The sequence below is a fragment of the Paenibacillus vietnamensis genome (assembly GCF_020169515.1).
Classification (GTDB): domain Bacteria; phylum Bacillota; class Bacilli; order Paenibacillales; family Paenibacillaceae; genus Pristimantibacillus; species Pristimantibacillus vietnamensis.
In genome coordinates this window covers 108,791-132,772 of sequence record NZ_JAHMHW010000003.1, presented here as the reverse complement: position 1 = coordinate 132,772, position 23,982 = coordinate 108,791, and the positions used below count along the sequence as shown (strand labels likewise).

Sequence of the window (23,982 nt, the reverse complement as noted above, 5' to 3'; positions counted from 1 at the left end):
GGCGAAGGATATGCGATAAGGATAAACCGTATGGCTAATTTTTAAACCTATTCATACGAAACGTACAGGCACGTATAGGCGGTTACCCACATACACTGTAGAACAGACTTCAATGTGCGCCTGGAGCGAGAAAGAGGCTTGGTCCAGGTAATACAACGTGGGGGTGTACCGTTCCATGCCTGGATTATTCTCAGCGATAGCGCTTTTCATTAAACAGCTTTCCTTGCTCGTCTCCTATGTCAAAAACAACGCGTTTCCCCAGCCGCTCCATGAGGAAGAGGAAACTAAGCATCTGCAGCTGATGGCCGAAGGGAATCAGCGTTCCCGTAACTTGTTAATTGAACATAACTTGCGTTTGGTGGCTCATATTGTCAAAAAATTCGACAATACTGGGGAGGATCTCGAGGATCTGATCTCGATTGGTACCATTGGACTCATTAAAGCGATCGAGAGCTTCCAGACCGGCAAAGGCACGAAGCTGGCGACGTTTGCGGCCCGCTGCATCGAGAATGAAATACTTATGCATTTGCGTTCGTTAAAGAAAACCCGGAAAGACGTATCTCTTCATGATCCAATCGGCACGGATAAAGAAGGCAACGAGATTACGCTCATCGATATCCTCGGCACGGAGGCCGATGATATTGTCGATAAGGTGCAGCTGAAGATTGAGAAAAGTAAAATATACAAGAACCTGGACATACTCGATGACCGTGAGAAGGAAGTTGTCATAGGCCGCTTCGGGCTGGAGCATGGCGGGGATGAACGGACGCAGCGGGAGATTGCGAAGGAGCTTGGCATCAGCCGCAGCTATGTATCGCGGATCGAGAAGCGGGCGCTGATGAAGCTTTATCATGAGTTTTATAAGGCGAAGAAGTAGGAAAAGCTTGAGAATGCTAATGTTTGAGCATTCTCAAGCTTTTTTGGTATCGACAATCATCGTCTGAACAAGGTATGAGGCAGTAATGAAAGGACTGGCGTTTTTTAACTTAAGCAGCGATCCATGTAGTAAAGGATTTGCTTCCTCCACCAGTACCAGTCATGATTGACATCGTACCCCCAAAATTCAACGCTTGCCGGGATGTGTTTCTCCTGCAGCACTTCCTTGAGCTTCTGCGTCTCCGATCGCATTAAATCTTCATGAGCGCCTTGGCCTGTGCAAATGATGATTTTGCTGTTCCTGTATTGATTCAGATAAAAAGTGTCCTCCAAATTTCTTAAATAGTGAAGCGGTGAATGGAAATAAGCTGAAGGAGGGACCTCTTCTCCAAAAAATCGATTGGTCGAATACAAACCGCTTAAAGCAATTAAACTGTCAAAATATTGCGGGTGCCGGAAAAACATATTAGTACTGTGATAAGCCCCGAGCGAACATCCCGTCGCCAAGATCTTCTGCGTGCCTCCACCGTTGTTCTCTTTGCTTTGACGGAGAATGGAAGAAATGAGTTCATCTTTCACATAGGCATCATATTGGTCATGGAGTTTCATCTTCTCATCGGTCGTTGAGTTCTTGGCATAAAAAGTCTCTTCGTCAATACTGTCGCATGTCCAAACTTGAATTTTTCCTTGTTCAATATAACTTTCCAACGTGCTGATCATGCCGGATTCCTCATACTGATAAAACCGTCCGCAGGAGGTCGGAAAAACAAGTAAGGGCTTCCCTTGATGTCCGTATATCTTGTATTCCATGTCCCGATGCAAGTTGCCGCTATATACTTTGTGATAGGTTACTTTCATGAGAACACCTTGATTCTATTTTCCACAGCATGAATATAAGCTGTAATTTGTTTCACTTTATCAAAGTCCGTTGAACGAAATTGATACGCATAATTTCCTCTAGATTGGCTTTGCACATCCGTAATGCTGTCGTGTTTGACAATTTCATGATGATATCGCTGCATGATCTCTTCGTGCTCATGAGCGTAGGTGAGGTGGTTTTTTTTACTGGCAAACCCGGTATAATACTTACCGGCAAAAGGTCCTTCCACCTGATTGTTAACAATCATATTCGCCCATAGCTTGTAAATATCGATATCGTAAGTGAAGTTGATCGCATCCGTCATCCACGTACCCGGCGGCCTCATATTGACTTCTAACGCAATAATATTTCCATCCGCATTGGATTTAAAAAACTCGAGATGAAAAAAGCTTTCTTTGATCCCATAGGTTCGAATGATCCTTCTTCCGGATTCCTCGATTTCCTTACTTACTTCCTTTAAACCATAATAGCTGAAATGATTTCCAGAGTTTACGGTATCCATGATGCTATGCGGAAATTCGTGGCTTGCTGCGAATACGATTTCTCCATCTTTGTTGACAAGACCGTCGTAGGTTAGCAAGACGCCGTCTATAAACTCTTGCATAATAAATTCGACTTCCGATGGTTTGGTATGCAAGAAATGCTCCAGCTCCGACTCGCTCGCGAGTTTGTAAGTCATGTTCGCTCCCACGCCTTGATTTGGCTTTACGACGACGGGATAGCCGATCTTCTCGATAAATTTTTTTGCCTTCACCCGATGGAATTTCGTTATGGAACGTATGGACTCGACCTCGCTTTTATTAAAAAACTTTTCCATTTTCGATTTTTGTTTTAAATTGGATATAAAATCGAGCTTCGTACCGAAAATGTTGAAATCCGTTCGAATGCGCGCGTCAAGATCCAGCCAATGCTCGTTAAGTGATTCAAAACGATCGATTTTACCATATTTATGGGTATAATAACCGACCGCGCGCAGAACCTCGTCGTAATTTTCCAGACGATTAATTTTGATGTACTCCGTAAGGGAATTTTTCAGTTTTTCGTTGAGATCGTTATAATCTGCATCGCCGATGCCAAGCACATTCACTCCGCAGTTTTTCAAGTGAAAGCAGAATTCGGTGCAGTACTTTGGGAAATTCGGCGAGAAAAAAATAAAGTTCATCCTTTTTGTCCCCCTCAGACTCCAGTTTTGCAATTTTATCCTAAAGATTCCATGATTTCAAGAAAATATATTGTAAAGATCATATGATGAGCTCCCGTTTTTATTGAATTAATGTTAAGGGCAGGAGTGTTTAACTACTGGGCGAATAATTCTTTATAGAGAAAGAGAGAACGCACCAAGAGATGCTGCAAATGTACCATAGATACAATAGATACAATAGTGAGGTGTGACTATGGAAGTTGCGACGATAAACGAATCATTAAAAATTTTGGAGATTGACCAGTGGCTGGCACCGTTTGAGGGAGACTTGCGGCTACGGATGTCGGAATTTGAGCGGACGAAAAATCGGCTGTTGAGTGGTGAAAACCAGACACTTTCGGATTTTGCGAATGGCTACAAATATTTCGGTTTTCATCAGGACGGCGACAGCTGGACTTTCCGTGAATGGGCGCCGAATGCGGAGATGATGTATCTGGTCGGCGATTTCAACGGCTGGAATGGGCTTTCGCATGAGATGACGCGGCTGAATGGCGGTGTTTGGGAGCTGCGCATGCCGGGCAGCCTACCAATCGGCTCGAAGGTTAAGGTTCAACTGATCGTGGATGGTGAGCCGCTCTATCGCGTGCCGAGTTACATCAGCTACGCCATACAAAATGATAATTATCAATTTGATGGTGTGATTATGCAGCCAGCCTATCAGTTCAAAAATGCCGCGCCCGACCTGTCAACTGAAGCGCCGCTGATTTATGAGGCGCACATTGGTATCTCTTCAGAGGAGCATAAGATCAATAGCTACGAGGAATTTTCGCGCGACGTGCTGCCGCGGATCAAGGCGGCTGGCTACAACACCATCCAGCTGATGGCGATTATGGAGCATCCGCTCTACGCGAGCTTCGGCTATCAGGTATCAAATTTTTATGCAATCAGCTCCCGTTTTGGAACGCCTGACGAACTGATGGAATTGATCGACACAGCGCACGGGCTGGGGCTGCGTGTCCTATTAGACGTCGTCCATTCGCACGCGGTGAAAAATGTGGGCGAAGGACTGAATTTATTTGACGGCACGACGTCGCAATATTTCCACGAGGGCGATCGCGGAGAGCACGAGGCTTGGAACACAAAGCTTTTTAACTATGGCAAGGACGAGGTCATTCATTTTCTGCTATCGAATCTGAAATTTTGGCTCGAAGTTTATCATTTTGACGGCTTCCGCTTTGACGGCGTGACGAGTATGCTTTACCACCATCATGGGCTCGGGACGGGCTTTGACAGCTATGAGAAATATTTCTCAATGGATAAGGACATCGAGGCAATCGTCTATCTGATGCTCGCAAATGAGCTGATCCGCGAGGTCAATCCATCAGCGCTGACGATTGCTGAAGATATGTCTGCGATGCCAGGTATGGCGCTCCCGCTGGCTGATGGTGGCATTGGATTTGACTATCGTCTGTCCATGGGCATTCCTGACTACTGGATCAAGCAGCTCAAGACGAAATCGGATGATCAGCTGAACCTGATGGGGCTTTGGTGGGAGCTGACGACGCGGCGGCCAGGAGAGAAAAATATCGGCTATGCGGAAAGTCACGATCAGGCGCTTGTCGGCGACAAGACGCTCATGATGTGGCTCGCGGATGCTGAGCTCTACTATTCGATGGATGTTCATTCGCAGTCGCTGATTATTGACCGTGCGATCGCGCTGCATAAAGTTTTGCGGCTTGTCACTTTTTCGCTTGCAGGCGAGGGCTATTTGAACTTTATGGGCAATGAATTTGGCCATCCTGAATGGCTCGATTTTCCGCGCGAGGGTAATGGCGACTCGTTTGACCATGCGCGGCGGCAATGGTCGCTTGCGACCAATTCAGAGCTTCGCTTTCAGTATTTGCTCGATTTTGACAATGCGATGATTGCGCTGGAGCACGATTCAAAATTTTTACAGAAGACCGCAAGCCTGCAACAGAAGTGGATTCAAAACGACGATAAATTGCTAGCCTACCAGAAGGGCGATTTGCTTTTTGCTTTCAATTTCCATCCGACAGACACGAAATTTGTCAGTTTTGACTCAACGCCTGTTGAACTGATTTTTGATACGGACGACGCGCGTTTTGGCGGTTTTGGGCCGCGCTCGCAGTTCAAATGGGCGGCTGGTAAGCTCGAATTACAGCTCGCTAGCCGTACGGCGATGGTGTTTAGGGTGATATATCAGTTGTAAAACTCAAATTACATCGGGTTGTGTTCACAATGTCAAAAAATTCGACAATACTGGGGAGGATCTCGAGGATCTGATCTCGATTGGAACCATTGGACTCATTAAAGCGATCGAAAGCTTCCAGACCGGCAAAGGCACGAAGCTGGCGACGTTTGCGGCCCGCTGCATCGAGAATGAAATACTTATGCATTTGCGTTCGTTAAAGAAAACCCGGAAAGACGTATCTCTTCATGATCCAATCGGCACGGATAAAGAAGGCAACGAGATTACGCTCATCGATATCCTCGGCACGGAGGCCGACGATATTGTGGATAAAGTGCAGCTGAAGATTGAGAAAAGTAAAATTTATAAAAACCTAGATATTCTTGATGAACGTGAGAAGGAAGTCGTTATTGGACGTTTTGGACTTGAACATGGTGGAGATGGACGAACACAAAGAGAAATTGCAAAAGAACTTGGCATCTCTAGAAGTTATGTTTCACGGATTGAGAGAGAGCACTCATGAAGCTTTACCATGAGTTTTATAAATCCAAACGATAGATAATGTGCAGTTACACTTGAGTAAGCACCTTACTGAGTAGGTTGACGGTAAGGTGCTACTTTGCATTTGAAATCGACGAGAACAACATGTACGATTTGAGCTCTAGCTGTCTGTAACTATATCTGCAAAACTAAGCGGTAAAACGAAAACCATCCTTCGTTAGGGGGTTAAACCTGCATCGGCGTTTGCTTATGCCGGTTTTTATTTTTGTGTAGTTGAGAATTTCAACAACAAACATTAGCTTCCTTTATCTAGAGGATCATTAATCATACAAACTGCCATTTAAAATTCGAAGCACCTTTACTGATGAGCAAGATACCGGTATGGTGCTTCTCTGTATTGGAAATCGTAGGACAAAGATTTGATTAACGAATATTTTTTATTTAAATTAGGATATATTTAGGAATAAAAGATATAGGGTGATTTAATTGATAATAGAGAAGATAGTTGGTCATCTGACGGACAGCATTGTTAAAAAGATATCCTCTCTTTTATTAATATGACATAAGGTGACGTATTTGAGGTCTATAATGGGTGGTAGATTAACGAAAGGAGTAATAAAACATGAAACGAAGAATTCTTTTGGATTTAGCGGTTACTTTAGATGGTTTTATTGAAGGGAAAAATGGTGAAGTTGATTGGTGCATTATGGACTCTGAGCTGGGATTTAATAATTTTTTAAATCAAATTGATGCCATTTTCTATGGAAGAAAAAGCTATGATCTATGGGGACAATTTACTCCGGAAATCGAACCTACGGATTCTGAAAAAGAATTTTGGGAATTGGTTCATAGTAAAGAGAAATTTGTGTTTTCCAGGACGCAAAAGGGGATTGATAATAAAGCAGTAATCATAAATGATAGTATTCTCGAAGAAGTAAATAAAATAAAGAATAAGCCTGGTAAAGACATCTGGCTGTATGGTGGAGCAAGTCTGATTACAACTTTTATCAATTTAGGTCTTGTTGATGAATTTAGATTATCTGTTCACCCTGTTGTTTTAGGAGAAGGGAAACCGCTGTTTATGGATATAAAACAGAGGTTGAATTTAAAAATGATTAATACCAGAACGTTCTCCTCAGGTGTTGTACAACTAATATATCATTTTGATGCGAACAAATAATATGGCACATTCCAATAATAAAATCGTTAGTTTAGCGGCAAGTCTAAGACTTTATTTTTTGGTCTTCGACCGCCGCTTTTTCATCATGAGACTTGTAGTCATGGTCTTCGACACCATCAGCACCGAAGCTCAGCGGCAGCTTAACGAGACGTCTTCCGCATTCATCCGCAATCGGCTGCCCGGTTTAGTCAGCCGGATACTGATCTCATCCAGAACTAGTTTACGACGGTTGTGATCAATCGAATAGGCTCGGCGGCAACTCCCGTTCGACGATCACGGATATTTATGCGATGCTCCGGCTGCTGTTCTCCAGAATCGGTAAACCTTTATTCTGTTTAACGACCCGGCCGGTATGTGCCCGGAATGCTCCGGAGGCGGACAGGTGGTGCAGTTCGATGTGGACAAACTGCTTGACAGATCCAAGTCGCTGAATGAAGCCGCGATCCTGTTCCCCGCATTTAAAGTAGGGAGCTGGTTATGGAATACGTATGCCTAGTCCGGCTTGTTCGACAACGACAAGCGGCTCGCTGACTATACGCCGGAAGAGCGGGATGTCCTACTTCAGGGTAAAGAGAGCAAGATCGTATACCACACCAAAGGCACCGGCACATTTTTCTCGCCATCGGCAGCTGACTGAAGACGATTGGTGAGGCGATCTTAAGGCACGACATTCTGGCGAACGTTCGGCGAAGGGCCTACGACTGTGGAGGAAGGGCAGTTCACGGACGGCAAGGCGAAGCTCTTCACCAGCGAAGACATCAGGTTCACTAATGAAGGGGAGCGCTTTGGAAGCACATGTTCTGTCATTTCCGGACGATGGATCGTGAAGATCAAATCCTTGAAGGGAACGGGCACACCTTCACCACGGCATCATCCTCGATATCGTTGTATTAGGGTTTGATGAGAAGCCGGTATGGGAAAGGACCGAAGAGATATTGATTATTCGAACGAGCACGGAGGCCGATGATGTGATGGTGAAGCTGTATGGCTTCTAAACCGTTAGATATATAATTTGTCAGGTTACGTTTCTCTTTATTGACATGGTAGTATTGATCTGTGATCTGTAACCATGATCGAAGGGACGATAATGAACCATGAGAAACATAAATGTGACGTCCGTACCTGCCGAGTATCTAAGGTCAGTTAATCAAAAACTTCAAGGTACAATCCAAGAGGTTCCCTATGACGTAAGCAACTATATTGATTTGTCTCGGCAGCTTGTGACAGAACGGAACATCGATATCAGTGAAGCGGGAAGAGAAATCCTTGCAGGTAATCCCATAGGGAAGAAATGCAATGTCTACCTGCCTGCGGGTTATGACTCGAACGATAAGGCCGTCAGATACAATGTATTGTATTTGCTTCACGGAGTCGGCGGGGATCAATACGAATGGCTAAGCAGCAACGGTAAGGTTGACGAGCGATTTATCATTTGTCATTTATTTGACAATCTCATAGCAAATGGAGACATCGATCCGCTGATCATCGTATTTCCCAACGGAAGAAGCGCCCATGACTGGACCGACACTTCCTTTACTTCCGAAGGGACTAATATGCTGGGATTCTATTATTTCGATTATGAATTGAGATATGATTTGATCCCCTTTATCGAATCCAATTACAAAACTTACGCGAATATAACAGACACAACTCCTGAGGGAATCCGATATAATCGTACGCATCGAGCGATCGCCGGGCTTTCAATGGGGGGAATGCAGGCTTTAAACTTGATTCTCGGTGGTTACAGATATGACTCGACGCGATTCACGGGAACTCAGAGTTCCTGGAACAACGGGCTGGATAAAACGGTGCTCGCGTCAGGCATGATAGATTTATTCGCTTATGTCGGAGCTTTTTCGAATGCTCCCACGTCGAGTGACGGCAATGTTCTTGGAGCAAGTCTCGCATCATGCGATCATAAGCTCCAACTGCTTTATATGACCTGTGGAGACGCCGATGGTGTAGCAATTAGCAGCTATGCCAAATCGATAGAGGGGCTTTTAGACCAAGCGGGGAATTACCTTGGACCTTATTATCAAGTTCTGATTAAGGATGGTTTACATGATTTCAACGTTTGGAATAATGGTGCCTACAATTTTAGTCGCTTGATATTTAGAAATAGCGATGAGTATGCAGAGTCCGATATTGTTCAGAAGACGCTTTAGAGACTGATCAGGTTTCGAGCGGAAGCCGACGGCTTTCTTTATTGGATTCAATAAACAATCGATAACGCTAGAATTGCCTCAGAACATTCGAGTTGACACTCATTAGACCTTTCCACATTCATTCTTTTCCTATTGAAGAGAAAGGAAGTAATCAGGAAATGAAAGGGTTCTCGAAATATATAGGCGGGATTTCCATTAAAAATAAAATATTCGTTGCGAATATTTTAATCATTGTCGTATTTATTTCCGCCCAGTCGATCTTTGCCAACAACATTTCGCAGAAGGCCATTATAGAAAAAGCCATTAACAATTCATCCCGGGAGCTTGTGCTCATCAAAAACAACCTTCAAACCTTGTTATCCTCCATCGAAGATTATTCCAAAATTTTGGCTAGCGATTATCGATTGCAGAACGTGCTTTATAACGATTATTTATTAAATAATGAGGTTAACGCAGGCAAACCGGTAGAAGGATTAAATAACCTCTCGATGAACAAAATCCTTTCAGGGGCGATCAGCAATATTGTGGAGCCCAACACAAAAATCAAAGCGGTAAGCATTCTCACCTCGAATCATCACTGGGTGGACATCGGGTTTGCCGATAACGCATACGCTTCCCGCATATTTGGCAACAGTTATGGAGCGGATGATCGGACCTATTTGCCCATTTGGACAGGACTGATCAAATTCAGATTTTTATATGAAGGTGAAGACAACGTATTTGCGGTTTCCAAAACGGTCATTCACAAGGATACTGGTAAAACGATAGGCAGAATTTTTTTATACGTGAAAGAAACGACTATTGCCTCGATTTATGAGGAAGGGAAAAATAAGGGCGGGGAATTTTATATCGTCGACTCTGCCGGCCGAATTATTTCCGCACAGAATAAAGCCATGTTGTACCGGAATTTCAAGGAAGCCGTCTCCATCAGCATTCCGGGCGACGGTAAAGACGCAAGCTTCACCCAAGGGAGCGGAAGACAAGAAATGCTGATACTCACCCATCGCTTCGAACCGTTGCAATGGACGATTGTAAGCGCTATCCCCATGGATGAAATTACTTCGGAGCGGAAGGAAATCAATCAACTGATTATCGGGATCGGCGCGGCATGCTTGCTGCTGGCATTAATGGTGTCCTTCCTGTTGTCCCGAACCATTACGCGACCCATCTTCCGCCTTGCCAAGACCATGAGAGAAATCCGAACGGGAAAGATGCAAGTCAGAAGCTCGTACCAATCAACGGACGAGATCGGATATTTAAGCGAAGGCTTCAATAATTTAATGGATCGCATTGAGGCGCTAATGGCCGAGAACGTCGAGAAACAAAGGACAAAGGCCGAAATCGAATTTAAATTGCTGCAATCACAAGTGAAACCTCATTTTTTGTACAATACGGTTGAAACTATTATTTCCCTCATTAAGCTGGACCTTGGGAAGCAAGCCATAACGGCGGCCCAATACATGGCGAATTTCTATAAGATTTCGTTAAGTAAAGGCTGTGATATCATTTCGATAGGCGAGGAGATGCGTTTAACGGAAAGCTATTTGGAAATTCAGCAGCTGCGTTACGTGGAATACATGGCGTACACGATGGAAATCGACAATGAAATTTTGACCTATTCGATTCCGAAGCTAACCTTGCAGCCAATCGTGGAGAATGCCATCTATCACGGGTTGAAGCTCAAAAAGGAAAAAGGAATCATTCGCATTACCGGAAGGCGCTGCGGCAAAAAAGTGGAAATCGAAATTTACGATAACGGGGCTGGCATGCGCAAGGATCGAACCCAGGCGATAATGGCAGGTTCCGGCGTTCCCGATGAAGCCGGCGGTTTTGGGATCAGAAGCGTATCCAATCGGATCCGGATGCTGTACGGAGACAGATACGGACTGAAAGTTGAAAGTGAATACGGCGTTTATACGAAAATTATTATCGTACTGCCGCTTCATCCTCATTAGCTCCTGCCGCATCCATGAGGCTCATTTTTATGATTCGCTTGCTAAGGATGGAATAGAACAGGAGGAAAGAACATGTACAAAGTGCTTATCGTCGATGATGAATATTATTTCAGGCAAGCCTTGAAGATTTCGCTGCCATGGAGTGAGCTGGGCTTTCAAATCGCGGGGGAAGCGAAAAACGGGGCGGAAGCGCTGGAGCTGATGCCCGAGGTTGAACCGGATGTCGTATTGGTCGATATGAATATGCCGATCATGGATGGTTTGGAGTTTATACATAAAGCCAAGGAGCTCGACCGGAAAACAAAATTTCTGGTGTTGTCGGGACACAGCGAATTCGCGTATGCCAGACAGGCCGTGCAATTGGGCGTTTTTAATTACGTGCTTAAACCGATTAACGAAGAAGAGCTCCAAGGCTCCTTGCTGGATATGAAGGAGCTGATACGAACGGAGCGCCGGGGCGAGCTTGAGTTGGACGATTTAAGAAAGCAGGCGAGCGAAGGCTTGTCTGTCAGGAAGGAGCAAGTATTAAACGGCTGGCTGCATGGCTACGGCCATGATATCTCTGGATCTGAGCAGGATCGGTTACAGGAATTGGGAATAAAGCTGGAAGGATTGCATTATCGGGCGGTTGTCGTCGATCTGGATGCAAGCGAGGAGAGGAATCTTGAGGAGGGTATGCCGATCCGCAAAGCTAAGGTGCAAGAAATTGCCCAACACCATATGCAAAGCGCCTTTCAGTGTGTCGGCTGTCAAGATCAAGATACCCGTCTAGTTCTGATCATTGGATCGCCTGACGGCTCCTTCAACAGCCTGGAAACGATTTGCGAACGGATTCGAATAAACATACAGAACGACTTGGCCAGTACGGTAACAATCGGCTTAGGGAATGGCTGCGAAACGTTTAAGTCCATTTCGGTGTCATACAAAGAAGCGTTAATCGCCTTGAAGCAACGGTTTGTTTGGGGGGGCAACAAGGTGTTTGTTCATTCTTTGCTCGCGGAAACCGGGAAGAAGGTCGGGTTGTTCTCGGTGGAGAAAAGAAGCGCCTTGCTGATGTTCATGAGAATCGGAAACACGTCCGAGACGGAAGAGTGGCTCTTCCGTTTTTTCCATGATGCTCGCGTTCAAAAGGCTTCTATGGAAATGCTGCTCCTCGCCGGGATCGAAATCGTATCCACATGCCTTGAATTTTTGGCCGAAGCGTCGCAAAGCTTTGAAGATGTCTTCCGAAATACGACGCAACCCGATATGATACAGCATGTACATCGGATGAAAACCTCCGATGAGCTGGAGGATTGGATACGTTCTATGATTTTAAGGGCCATGGATCATGTGCATAGTAGCAAACCCAATCGAGCCGTCAAAGTCATAGAGGAGGTTAAATCGTATATTTCGAGGCATTACGGCAATGAAGAATTGCGAATTGAAGATATCGCAAGAAGCGTTCATGTAAATTACAATCATCTTTGCTTCGTGTTCAAAAAGGAAACGACCTTTACAATCAATGACTACCTGACCGAAGTACGGATGATGAAAGCAAAAGAGCTGTTTGATCAGGGAGAGAAGGTTATCCAAAGCGTAGCAAACCGGGTGGGGTATGCGGACGCCAACTATTTCAGCAAATGCTTCAAAAAGTATATGGGAATCACGCCTAGCAAATACGTGAATCAAATCCAATAGACTATACTTCCGTGCAGACGTTAGTGGAAAGAAAACTTTACCTCTATCGTCTATTTTTTTGCCGTTAATTTTACTGCTGGCCCGAGAATAATCTCTGTACTAAATTTGGGAAGATTCGTAAAATTAGCTCAAGGCTAAGGTTGATACCGCTTTCAACAGCTGGAGTCAACCGATATCCGTTTCGACAAATAGGGGAGGTAAACAATGGAAACGAAGTCAAAGGCAGCAGCTATGTTCCTTATGGCAAGTATTTTTCTGGTTTCATCGGCATGCAGCAGCGGGAATGAAACAAAGTCCAACCAACCATCCGACAATCCGTCGTCCTCGGCAGCAAGCACGGAAGATAATAAGGAGACTGCGGCGACGGACGGCAAAAAAATCAAGATGAGAGTCATAACGATTACAACGGACGAGAATCGCAACAACATTATGGAGAAATTCATCAAACCGAACATCGCCGCTGCGCTTCCCAATCTTGAAGTCGAGTTTGAGCCCGGCGGCGGCGGCGAGGATATGGCCAACAAATTGAAGACGTTGAATTCGTCCGGGGATATGCCCGATGTATTCTGGAATGATGCGGGCTACTTTACACCGTTGAAGAGCACAGGAAGTATTCTGGATCTGACATCCTATATTTCCAAAGACGGTTTCTTGGACAAATACGCGGTGCCGGATGCATTAAAGCATGTTGATAACGGGATTTACAGCCTATCATCCGGAGCCGACACGTATTTCACCCCCGTCATCTTCTATCATAAAGACATGTTTGAGCAAGCAGGGGTGCAAGTGCCGGCCACGTTCGATGAGCTGATTCAAATCTCGAAGACGCTCAAGAGCAAGGGCATGGTTCCAGCCGTGACTCCCGGCAAGGACGGGTGGGGGCCGAAGCTCTTCATGCTTCAGCAAATGATTCAAATCGGTGACCCGCAGGCGATGGCGGACCTCGTCAGCAACAAAACGGACTTCGCCAATCCATCCGTCAAGGAAGGAGCGGCCCGCATCGAAACGCTGGTCAAGGAAGGCGTGTTTCCAGACGGCATTGCCAACTTGGATTACGGTCCGGCAATGGAGATGTTTACGTCCAAAAAGGCGGCAATGCTATGGATGTTTACTTGGGAGCTGCCAAATCTAGCAAAAGACGAAACGGTTGATTTCTTCCCATTCCCAAGCGCCAGTGATAAGTATGACCCAGCAGAGACCGTACAATTCTGGGGTTCTCCGCTTAACGGCTATGCGGTCAACGGCAAAACCGAGCACCCGGAAGAGGCAGTCAAGCTTGCCGAATTTCTGGCCATGGCGGATGCGTTATACTTCGAATCTACAGGAGCGCCGATATCCTTGCAAACCGGCAACCAGGCAACGGACAGGGGTCCGCTCATGCAGAAGTTCGTTGACTGGTACAATCCGATTCCTAATAAAATCGCATCCTTGGCGCTTAATTCGTTAGATGCAAGGACATCTGCCGAGATGTCTACGCAAGGAGCGAACTTGTTGACTGGCGAATACGCATCTGAAGACTTTAATGCGGCGATGAACAAGATCTGGGGCGAAAATACTTGGTTTGAGAATTAGAAGATGCGAAATCAGCTAAATCCCCTCGGTTGGACCCGAGGGGGTAAGACACAATTTAAATGGTGGAGAGAGCGATGAACAAGTACTTCAGCACTAAATTGTCCATATTTGTGTTTGCATCACCGGCATTGCTGTTGTTTACCGTATTCTGCGTATATCCTTTGCTGCCGGAAATCTGGATGAGCTTGCATAAGCATGACGGATTTAGAAATTTGGGTTTTGTCGGTTTCGATAATTACAGGGAAGTGATAGCTTCCTCATCCTTTTGGACCGCTCATAAAAATACGTATCTCATTGTTGCCGTCTCGTTATTGCTGGGGCTGCCCTTGTCCATGATGCTTTCTCTATTCATGGATGCTCAAACGCCGAGGTTTCGCCGATTCTTCAAGACGGCTGCGATGTTTCCCGCGATCTTGTCGGTTACGGTTGTTGCCCAGATCTGGCTGGCGTTCTACGAACCGCAATGGGGATTGTTTAACGACATTCTCCATTCGATCGGGTTAAGCTCCTGGACGCATTCATGGCTGACGGAAAAGAAAACGGTAATGCCCAGCATCGGGCTGACCTTCCTTTGGCAATATATTGGACTCAACGCAATGCTGTTCTATACAGGCATCAAGACCATTCCCAAGAGCTACTATGAGGCGGCTTTGATGGATGGCGCCAATTTTGTTCAAGTTTGCTTGCGAATTACGATCCCCTTACTGCAGAATGTCATCAAGTACGTTCTCATTCTGTCTACTTTAGGTTCGATGGCTTTTTATTCGCATGTACGAGTGATGACGGCAGGAGGACCGGGGGATTTATCCAGAACGGTCATCTACCAGATGTACTATACGGCATTCGATACTTCCGAATTCGGTAAAGGCACCGCGATCGCCGTTATCTTCATTCTGGAATGCCTTATTATCTCCTTTATCATTCAAAGATACGTTGCCAGGGAAAAACTGGAGTTTTAGGCTGGGGGTCCGTGGGAGTGAACTTTATGAAAGTATTAAGCCGATTGTTTTGGGTAGCCGTCGGGTGCACGTTTCTGTTCCCCTTGTACTGGATGGTCACGATGTCGTTGAAGTCCAAAAGCGAAGCCTACGACAATCCCTTTGGCATACCGTCCTCCTGGGATTGGCAGAACTTCGGAGAGGCGCTGTCCAAGTATCATTTTTATACGTATTTCGAGAACAGCTTGATTTATACCTTGGGTACCATAGCCATTACGTTGACAACTGGCAGCATGCTTGCCTATTGCCTCAGCCGCATGCAATGGAAATTCAATTCGGCGATGCTGTTTTATGTATCTATGGGTTTAATTGTGCCGATCGAGGTCGTCGTTATTCCTCTATTCCAGCTGATTAAAGCGATGCAAATCAAAAATAGTTATTTGGGACTCATCTTGCCCTATTCCGGCTTCGCCATCGCTTCCTGTGTGCTGATGCTTTATGCCTTTCTCCGTTCTTTGCCCAAGGAGCTGGAAGAAGCAGCATGCATAGACGGAGCGAATGTTTATCAGACGTATATTAAAATCATATTTCCGATCGTGATGCCGGCGCTCGTGACGCAATGCGTTCTTATCTTCATTCGAATCTGGAACGAATTCCCTCTCGCCTTTATTATTGCTTCCAAGGATCAATTCCGTCCGCTTACCGTCGGGTTGCTTGGTTTCTTTATTAATGTGGGCGTTACGGATTGGGGGCTGATCGGCGCAAGCATGCTGTTGTCCAGCCTGCCTATGATCATCGTTTATTTAATAGGCAATGAAAAGATAGAAAACGCGTTGACAGCCGGGGCCATTTTGAAGTGAATTCGGAGAAAGTGGAGGGGACACGGTTTAGTTTATAAAACGGGCTGTATTTATGATTGACAAATACAGCAGAGAAACCGGCACTAATACCGCTTAGGCGGTAATGTGTATAAAATTTCACTTATATCCAAGGAGGTTTTATGGAAGTGAGAAAAAGAGCATTAATTTGGATTATGACTTTGGTAATGGTATTTTCCATGCTACCATTTTCAGGGTTGGTAATCGCTGCTGACAGCGCACCAAGTGCAACTATCTATGTTGCTACAACTGGCAATGATAACACAGGTGACGGAACACAAGAAAAGCCGTACAAAACGCTTGCCAAGGCAAAAGCAGTAGTAAGGACTTTGCCTAAGACCGGCGGTGATATCGTCGTTCAAGTTGCGGATGGATTTTATTCGCTTAATGAAACTCTAGTTTTTAACAAGGATGATTCCGGAAGTGCAAGCAGCACGATTCGCTATGAGGCGGCGCCGGGGGCGAAGCCGGTAATCAGCGCCGGTGAAATGCTGGAAAAGGGCGTATGGACAGAAGCTGTTGGCCTTTCCCAGACTGGCGGCTTAACGGCGTATAAAACGACCCTTAACCGGAGTGAAAAGCTGCGCGCGATCTATGTAAACGATAAGCGCGCCAACATGACGCTGAGCCCGCAAATCGTTTCGGCGGGCAGAACCGTCACCGGTACCCCCACAGTCAGCTTTACCGCTGACGGTAACCCTTGGGCGTGGCAGAACGGCAGCAATATCCGGGCGGGTATCGTATTCGATGCCAGCGTGGGTCTGACGGCGGAAACGAAAAACCCCCAAAACATCGAAGCCGAAAGCATGGGCGGCTCCACCGCCAGATGGGCGAGGCCTTTCGTCACCTTCGCGTCGATCGAACAAGCGCCGGCAGCCAGCAACAAGCCCGGCGGTGTCATGCTCCGTTTCCAGATGCCGTATGGGGCGATTTCACAATCTTTGAGTAATAACACGCAATACAATCCAGGTAACAATCAAGTCATCCGCAACGCTTTCGAGTTCTTCAATAAACGCGGAGATTTTTATTTCGACCAGGCGGAAAGCACGCTTTATTACATCCCGCTTGAAGGCGAGGATATCAATACCGCCGATGTGGTCATTCCAAGGCTTGAGACGGTCCTCGACATAAGAGGAATCCCTGTAGGAGATCGGTTGAACCCCGCCCAGGGCTCGGATGACGGACGTGTCAAAAACATCACCTTCAACGGGCTGAAGTTTGCCCATACCGACTACAAACTGTATGAACTGACGGGCACCTATACCCTTAGCGACGGATCCGGTCCGGTAACGACCAGTTCCCGCGGCTTCGCGTCCGTTCAGGGCTCTATCGTGAACACCGTTTATTTCCCCAGCAGCATAAACTGGCATGAGACGTTCTACCGAGGGTATGACATACCGCCGGCAGCGGTAATGATCAACGCAGCGAGGAACATCAAAGTGCTGAACGGCGAGATCGGGCTTACCGGATTTAATGGCATCCATGTGGAAAACGACGTCAAGAATATCGAAGTCACGGGCAACTATATCGTAGATACGCTCGCTTCCGGCATTAATATCGGACATCCGCAGCATATCTATGAAAACGATGAGCCGATTAAGCATGAATCTAGTGTTTCGGTCTCTGGCACGCCAATAAGGAACTGGGCCGGCGTTACTAAGGAAAAATTTACGGCGGGTACGGAAGCCGTGCCGGAGAATATTTATATTACCAATAACTTTTTGTACAGGACTTGCTACGGATTCCCGGGCGCCAACGCACTAGCCTCTTTCTACACAACGAACATGCAGGTACTGCACAACTACATTTATGACACCACTTACGGCGCCATGAGCATCGGCTGGGGCTGGGACGAGTACGATGGGTTCGGCTTTACCGCCCAAGGTACGAACAAGACCGGCGGCCCTTACCATGGTACGCATGAAACGAGTATCGCAAGGTCTCCAGTAATCACTTCGACCTCCAGGAATAACAAAATAAACTATAACCGGATAGAGGAAATTTGCACGGTAGTTAACGACTCCGGAGCCATTTATTCACTGGGACGGCAGGGCGATCCAGGTAATTTGCCGGGCGGAGGGACATGGGACACCATCAATAATCTGACAAACAACCCTGTCACCGACAATACTAGTAACTGGCATCCTGACAACTGGACGAATTACACCGAAATGAACTACAACTTCCTTAACCCGAATCCAAGCGGCAAACCCACGACCTCCAACAACTGGACGAACGGGTTCCATCCCGACGAAGGCAGCACGTTCATAAAGATGATAGGCAACGTCGTGCAGTCAAAGCTCTCCCATGCCCCCGGACAGAGCCGTCTTTTTGAGTTTAACAACTGGAAGCGCAAAAGCGATATGATTGCCGTCGAAGGTTACGTGGACGGGAATAACAACCAGAATGGTGCCCCTAGGATTACTTACGACAACTACAAAAGCGAAGCCCGCATTTGGCCGGTTAAGGGCAACGAAATCGTTCTGAATTCGGGTCTTGCCAACGAATACACGCATATGATCCCAAGAAGCCTCATTGCCGATACCGAGTTTGAGCTGGCTTCCAACGTCATCGTGGGTAAAGGCGGTGAAAAAGTGAGCCGCAGGGGGCTGCTCAAAGCTGAAGATACGGTATGGCTCGCGCCCGCGAACACAACTGTCTTTAAACAAGGCATTACGATGACCAAAGCTCCCGGCAACGCAAAGACAATCAACACTCCTGCTGCCGCAGGACAATACAAACTATATATCGTATATGGGGACGGCAGAGAAACGGCCACTTCCAAGTATACGGTATACGTCGACGCGAGCCTGCCGGCAACCAATGTGGAAGATGGGAAGAGCTATGATGTTTCAGCGGCACAGCCTCTTAAACTGACTTTGAGTGATGATTACACCTTTACGCTTAACGGCAAGCCCGTAGAGAATGGGCACGAAATCAGCACCGAAGCAAGCTGGACCTTGGTAGGCAACACTTCGGAGGGCGAAATAACCATTAACTTTACCACCACAGTATCGGCGGCAAATAAGTTGCTACCGGCTGACGTGTCCGTAGCCCCCGGCGGGACAGTCAGGTTTGCGTACAATTTGGACGACGCGACTAAAAAGATTTGGATTTCTTCGTCGAGCGGCGGACATTTTGATGGAGGAGACGATGAAACCGTGGCCTCCGGCGACGCGCTCGAGATGAAAGCGCCCATGCTGCCCGGTCCATACATTATTTATGTACTGGCGGAAGACGGCGAAGTATTAAGTCAGTCGCACGCTCGTGTGGTGGTCGTTGAGTTTCCCGTAACGGAAATTACCGTCAGCGGGGAGAACGGCGCGTCCGTCATCAATCAGATCGGAGGCACGCTGCAGATGACCGCAGCCGTGAAACCGGACAATGCGAACGTTCGAAGCGTCGCATGGACGGTCTCCGAACTTGACGGCACGGCGACCGGCGCCGCGACGATCGACGGCACGGGCCTGCTTACGGCAGTTGCCGATGGTACCGTCCGGGTAACAGCCACCACAGGCGACGGGTCCGGGGTGACCGGCACTAGCGTGGTGATGATTGATTCCACCGCGCCGACAATCACCGTAGTCGGACTCACAGACGGAAGTACGCTCGGCAATGCCGGCGAGTTCTCGGTACAGGTTAACCTGACCGACAATCTGTCAGGCGTTGACAGCAGCAAGACGGCGGTCACGCTGGATGCGAATCCATATGTGCCGGGTACGCCAGTGCCGCTATATACGCTGGCGCCGGGTTCACACGTGCTTGCCGTAACTTCAACCGATTTGGCGGGGAATACCGCCACAGTAACGTTGACTTTCTCGATTGATGTCGATCGGGAAACCCTCAAGGAGCTAGTGACTGTTTTTGCGGACAACGGGTCGATCGGTTCGCGCGGTATTTCCAACAGCTTGCTGAAGAAGCTGGAGGCTGGCGAGCTTGAGGCGTTTATCAACGAAGTGAAAGCGCAGCGCGGGAAGCATATCGCCGAAGAAGCGGCAGACTATTTACTTCGGGATGCACTTCTTATAACGGGTCGGTAGTCGAAAGGGCTATCTTCCGAATCCAATCGGATCGGGAGATAGCCCTTCATGCTGCAAGGAGTTCTTCGGCAAGAAGCTTGTCTAAGAACTCCAGATACGGTATATTCGCTGTAGACGCTTCTTCGGCGTGCTGATGGATGATTTCCGGTATGCGAACCCGGCCAAAGTGACGGATCGCCGCCTCCAATCTCTCTTGCAGAATCGTTGGAGCACCGCCTCTTCCATGAGTGAGTCATAGACCGAAAGAGAGCGCTCCAACACTTCTGGCGAGGTTTGTGGAACATAACGAGGCGTGGGCTCTCCAACCGGACGACTCGATATGCTGCGAATGTCCTCGAAGTGTTTTTTTTCGGTAAACGGACTCAACGTTAAGCGAACTTCTACATTATCGCAGCCGCTGGCATGCTTGAATTTGGCAGAACTAACGTTGAAGCTCAGGGCTTATAGCCTGAGCATATGCGGTGGGTAAGATTCGTTCCCTCACTGATTGCATTATAAACGACAAAGTAAAGGTCTCGGAGGAGGAAGGCTCATGCATAAGGTACTGATTGTCGATGATGAGATTTTTGTACGTAAAGGCTTAATTAATCTAATCGATTGGTCGTCGCTGCAATTTGAAATCTGCGGCGAAGCGGAAAATGGAGCGCAGGCGTTAACCCTTATCAAACATCTATCTCCGGATCTGGTCATTGTAGATATACGAATGCCCGTGCTTGACGGTCTGGAGCTAATCCGACAGGTGAATGAAGAGGGAGGCCATCAGCCGTTATTTATCATTTTAAGCGGGTACCCTGATTTCTCGTATGCCCAGCAAGCCTTCCGTTACAATGTGTCCGACTATATTCTGAAGCCGGTTGATGAACAGGAGATTGTAGCGACCCTAAAAAGAATAGCTACTACGCTGAATCAGAAACAACTTTTATCGATGACAAGAGAAAAGCCGCTTGTCGAGATCATTATGGAAAGCTTGGTCCAGGCCGAACCCGACGAGCAGGTGATGACGCAAATTGCACACACGCTTGGACTTCCTCTGACTTCCTACTATACTTATGTCATTGTAGAAATACAGGACATGCTCCCTCATAGGGAAATTGACTATATGCCGCTATTGCAAAATATGATCCAGCGATATTTCCATCTCGAAGGACTGCCTCTACTCATTCATGTACGCGCGTACAATCAATACGGTTTTATCGTGCCGCCATTGTGGCAAGACGAGCAATTCGGCTCTGAGCGGATGGGCTACATGAAGTTGCTTCAAAGCTTGGAGAACCATTTATCGACGGAAATCGCTTTGTTTATCGGTCATAAGGTCGATCAATTGAAAAAGATCGTTCACTCCCGCACTAGCGCCGATGAATGCTTAAAATATCGTTTTGCCGCAGGTTTTAACGGCATATTTATGGCGGCGGAGCTGTTAGAACTGCCCTTATATTATTATGATGTCGATGAAGAACTGCACAGTAAGCTGATCTATGAGGTTGAAGCCAATCATAAGGAAGGGTATAGAAACGCTATTGATGCGATTTTCATTGCCTTTAAGGAGCGGTATTTCACTCCCGGCGCAGTTGCGAATACCGTAAGGCGAAGCATGATTACCACAATCAACATTATTCGGCAACTGGAAGGCAAAGAAGAGGAGCTGGCATGGCTTACAGAACTGCTGAATTGGCAGACGAAATACCGTAACTTGGACCAGCTTAGGTATGTTTTCATGAACTTCATAGAGGAAGCCGCTGAATATATCGCCAAGCAACGAGGGGAAAAAGGCAAAAGCAATATTGAAAAAGTTAAAAAATATATCGATGGCCACTTCCGGGAAAACATCTATTTGAAGGGCATTGCTGCCGAATTCCATATGAACCCGATCTATCTTGGACAACTGTTTCGCAAAAATTACGGGATGTATTTTAATGAATACCTACTGACGCTTCGAATCGAGGAGGCGAAACGGCTGCTGCGGCAAACGAAAAAACGCATGTACGAAATCGCAGAGCTGGTCGGCTTCCAGAACGCGGATTACTTCGCGACCCAATTTGAAAAGTTGGAGAAAATGACGCCGTCGGATTATCGTAATAAAATGATCGATCAATAAAAAGGAGGCCCGTCTTGCTAAACTTCCGATTACACCATTTGAAGCTCCGAAACAAGCTGATTGTCATCTATGTGATATGCGTGTTCCTGCCGATCGTGCTGACCAACGTGACGTTTTACCACGTGACAACTCTTAATGTTAAAAAACAGAAGACGGCTGATGCGGAACAAGCGATTACCTTATTGCAGTCCGAATTAGGAGCCTTGATTGACGATGCTGCGGGCATCTCTTATTTGTATTCGATTGACCATCAGCTGGGCGATCATCTGAATATCGACCATACATCATACGATCGCTATGTAGAATCGCTAAATAACGTATCGAATCTGTTCAATCGTGCGGAAAAGGAGTATAAAACCATCAGCTCCGTGACGATTATGAGCGACAATCCGACGATTCTAACTTCGAGTCATATTATCAAGCTCGAGGATGAAATACGGGACGCGGATTGGTATCGCCAAATGGCAAATTACAATAACACGTATCCGCATCTGTATGTGACGTACGACAGCATCAGCGTCATTCAGAAGCTGTCGGACCGCCGATACGGGATTTATGAAAATGTGGTCAAAATCGACTTGAATAAAAATTATATCCAGCAAATTTTCGATCTATCCGGCTTTGAAGGCGATATTTACTTGCTGGATCCATCCAATGAGGCGCGTTACGGCCGACTGGCAAGCGGTCAGCCAAGCGGTCTGATCACCGCGGATCGGACGCTCCATCTCGATGAGATACCAAAGCCGAATAAGGCAATCGTCATCGGCAAGCGATATCAGTCTAGTCGTTATTTGGGGGACTGGAAAGTATACGGCGTCCTAGACGAAGAGAACATTCTGTATGATGTCAGGCAATCCGGCCGGTTTATCCTTTGGTTTGCAGGGATTAATTTCTTCGTGCCTACGATCGTAATCTTAATTTTCTCCCGCTCGATCCATACGCGTATCCAAGATATTTTGAAACACATGAAATCTGTACGCGGCAATAACTTTGAACGAGTCCCCTATTATCAGGAACGGGATGAAGTAGGCCAACTAGCGGTGGAATTCAATCGGATGGGCTCGCGGATCGAAAACTTGATCAATGATGTGTATGTTTCCGAGATCCAGAAAAAAGAACTGGAACTGCGGCAGCGGCAAGCCCAATTACACGCGCTCCATAGTCAGATCAATCCTCATTTTTTATTTAATGCGCTGGAAACCATCCGGATGCGAAGTCTAATGAACGGCGAATCGCTGACGGCCAAGACCATTCAGAACATGGCGACAATCTTTCGAAAATCCATTATATGGAGACGAAGCTTCGTTACGATTCGCGAGGAGTTGGAGTTGATCGAATGCTTCCTGGAAATTCAAAAATATCGTTTCGACAGCAAGCTGGAATATCATATCGAGGTCGATCAATCCGTTATGGGGATTGAAATTCCTAAGATGGCCTTTTTGCCGTTCGTGGAAAATGCAAGTATTCACGGGATCGAGAACATACCCGGCATCGGATATATTACGATTCAGATCGCGCAAGAGCAGGAACAGATTGTCTTCCTCATAACGGACAATGGGGGCGGCATCGCGCAAGAGAAAATCGACGAGCTTCACCGTTACATTCACGAGGATGATGCCATGGGCGATTCCATCGGCATGAAAAATGTCATTACGCGTCTAAAAATCTATTACGGAGAATCGTTCAACTTCGCAATTGCCAGCGCTCCAAATAAAGGAGCGCGAATCACGCTGCGTCTGCCAATTACACGAAAAGAATAAAATTCATCCGGGCAAGTTCTTAACTATTCAAAGACCAACCTAAGGTTTGCTATATAACAATTATTTTCTTTTTCTTCTACAATGAAACTGCTTACACAACTTGAGAAAGAGA

General features: G+C 46.6%; 14 protein-coding genes and 2 pseudogenes. 14 read left to right on the top strand and 2 right to left on the bottom strand.

Going from position 1 to position 23,982, the window contains the following annotated elements; all coding sequences use genetic code 11:
- The first annotated feature begins 175 nt into the window (after nt 1-175).
- Nucleotides 176-877, top strand: coding sequence for an RNA polymerase sporulation sigma factor SigK (sigK, locus tag KP806_RS08685; protein WP_224723192.1), 702 nt, complete (start codon nt 176-178; stop codon nt 875-877).
- Nucleotides 878-981: 104 nt separating this feature from the next.
- On the opposite strand, the gene KP806_RS08680 is transcribed toward sigK (KP806_RS08685), so the two are convergent.
- Both KP806_RS08680 and KP806_RS08675 read right to left on the bottom strand, forming a co-directional pair.
- Nucleotides 982-1,596 (bottom strand): alpha/beta hydrolase-fold protein, encoded by a 615-nt coding sequence (locus KP806_RS08680; RefSeq protein ID WP_224723191.1) that lies wholly within the window; start codon nt 1,594-1,596, stop codon nt 982-984.
- Between the two features lie 134 nt (nt 1,597-1,730).
- Nucleotides 1,731-2,918, bottom strand: coding sequence for an ATP-grasp domain-containing protein (locus KP806_RS08675; RefSeq protein WP_224723190.1), 1,188 nt, complete (start codon nt 2,916-2,918; stop codon nt 1,731-1,733).
- A 232-nt stretch (nt 2,919-3,150) separates the two neighbouring features.
- Here KP806_RS08675 and KP806_RS08670 point away from each other — a divergent pair, with 232 nt between their 5' ends.
- The 13 genes and pseudogenes from KP806_RS08670 (at nt 3,151) to KP806_RS08610 (ending at nt 23,870) form a co-directional block, all read left to right on the top strand.
- Entirely contained in the window at nt 3,151-5,127 is a 1,977-nt protein-coding gene (locus KP806_RS08670; RefSeq protein ID WP_224723189.1) for an alpha-amylase family glycosyl hydrolase, read from the top strand.
- Nucleotides 5,117-5,664, top strand: a pseudogene (sigK, locus tag KP806_RS08665) (RNA polymerase sporulation sigma factor SigK). Before KP806_RS08670 ends, sigK (KP806_RS08665) begins: the two are co-directional and overlap by 11 nt.
- A 565-nt stretch (nt 5,665-6,229) precedes the next feature.
- Complete coding sequence (locus tag KP806_RS08660; protein ID WP_224723188.1) at nt 6,230-6,787, top strand: dihydrofolate reductase family protein; 558 nt, start codon at nt 6,230-6,232, stop codon at nt 6,785-6,787.
- Between the two features lie 100 nt (nt 6,788-6,887).
- Nucleotides 6,888-7,382 (top strand): annotated as a pseudogene (locus KP806_RS08655) (excinuclease ABC subunit UvrA); the annotation flags it as partial.
- Nucleotides 7,383-7,881: 499 nt separating this feature from the next.
- Nucleotides 7,882-8,952, top strand: coding sequence for an alpha/beta hydrolase (locus tag KP806_RS08650; RefSeq protein ID WP_224723187.1), 1,071 nt, complete (start codon nt 7,882-7,884; stop codon nt 8,950-8,952).
- A 158-nt stretch (nt 8,953-9,110) separates the two neighbouring features.
- On the top strand, nt 9,111-10,907 hold the full coding sequence (locus KP806_RS08645; RefSeq protein ID WP_224723186.1) for a cache domain-containing sensor histidine kinase: 1,797 nt from the start codon (nt 9,111-9,113) through the stop codon (nt 10,905-10,907).
- A 72-nt stretch (nt 10,908-10,979) separates the two neighbouring features.
- A complete protein-coding gene (locus KP806_RS08640; protein ID WP_224723185.1) occupies nt 10,980-12,587 on the top strand; it encodes a response regulator in 1,608 nt (535 codons plus the stop codon).
- 204 nt (nt 12,588-12,791) lie between these two features.
- On the top strand, nt 12,792-14,159 hold the full coding sequence (locus KP806_RS08635) for an ABC transporter substrate-binding protein (RefSeq protein WP_224723184.1): 1,368 nt from the start codon (nt 12,792-12,794) through the stop codon (nt 14,157-14,159).
- Nucleotides 14,160-14,233: 74 nt separating this feature from the next.
- Nucleotides 14,234-15,118 (top strand): carbohydrate ABC transporter permease, encoded by an 885-nt coding sequence (locus tag KP806_RS08630; protein WP_224723183.1) that lies wholly within the window; start codon nt 14,234-14,236, stop codon nt 15,116-15,118.
- 26 nt (nt 15,119-15,144) lie between these two features.
- Entirely contained in the window at nt 15,145-15,957 is an 813-nt protein-coding gene (locus tag KP806_RS08625) for a carbohydrate ABC transporter permease (RefSeq protein WP_224723182.1), read from the top strand.
- Between the two features lie 347 nt (nt 15,958-16,304).
- Entirely contained in the window at nt 16,305-20,015 is a 3,711-nt protein-coding gene (locus KP806_RS08620) for an Ig-like domain-containing protein (RefSeq protein WP_224723181.1), read from the top strand.
- Nucleotides 20,016-20,547: 532 nt separating this feature from the next.
- Entirely contained in the window at nt 20,548-22,110 is a 1,563-nt protein-coding gene (locus KP806_RS08615) for a response regulator transcription factor (protein ID WP_224723180.1), read from the top strand.
- Nucleotides 22,111-22,124: 14 nt separating this feature from the next.
- Complete coding sequence (locus KP806_RS08610) at nt 22,125-23,870, top strand: sensor histidine kinase (protein WP_224723179.1); 1,746 nt, start codon at nt 22,125-22,127, stop codon at nt 23,868-23,870.
- Nucleotides 23,871-23,982: the final 112 nt, after the last annotated feature.

Coding starts and splice junctions, on each gene's coding strand:
- sigK (WP_224723192.1), top strand. CDS start 176: ATGCCTGGATTATTCTCAGCGATAGCGCTTTTCATTAAACAGCTTTCC.
- KP806_RS08680 (WP_224723191.1), bottom strand. CDS start 1,596: ATGATCAGCACGTTGGAAAGTTATATTGAACAAGGAAAAATTCAAGTT.
- KP806_RS08675 (WP_224723190.1), bottom strand. CDS start 2,918: ATGAACTTTATTTTTTTCTCGCCGAATTTCCCAAAGTACTGCACCGAA.
- KP806_RS08670 (WP_224723189.1), top strand. CDS start 3,151: ATGGAAGTTGCGACGATAAACGAATCATTAAAAATTTTGGAGATTGAC.
- KP806_RS08660 (WP_224723188.1), top strand. CDS start 6,230: ATGAAACGAAGAATTCTTTTGGATTTAGCGGTTACTTTAGATGGTTTT.
- KP806_RS08650 (WP_224723187.1), top strand. CDS start 7,882: ATGAGAAACATAAATGTGACGTCCGTACCTGCCGAGTATCTAAGGTCA.
- KP806_RS08645 (WP_224723186.1), top strand. CDS start 9,111: ATGAAAGGGTTCTCGAAATATATAGGCGGGATTTCCATTAAAAATAAA.
- KP806_RS08640 (WP_224723185.1), top strand. CDS start 10,980: ATGTACAAAGTGCTTATCGTCGATGATGAATATTATTTCAGGCAAGCC.
- KP806_RS08635 (WP_224723184.1), top strand. CDS start 12,792: ATGGAAACGAAGTCAAAGGCAGCAGCTATGTTCCTTATGGCAAGTATT.
- KP806_RS08630 (WP_224723183.1), top strand. CDS start 14,234: ATGAACAAGTACTTCAGCACTAAATTGTCCATATTTGTGTTTGCATCA.
- KP806_RS08625 (WP_224723182.1), top strand. CDS start 15,145: ATGAAAGTATTAAGCCGATTGTTTTGGGTAGCCGTCGGGTGCACGTTT.
- KP806_RS08615 (WP_224723180.1), top strand. CDS start 20,548: ATGCATAAGGTACTGATTGTCGATGATGAGATTTTTGTACGTAAAGGC.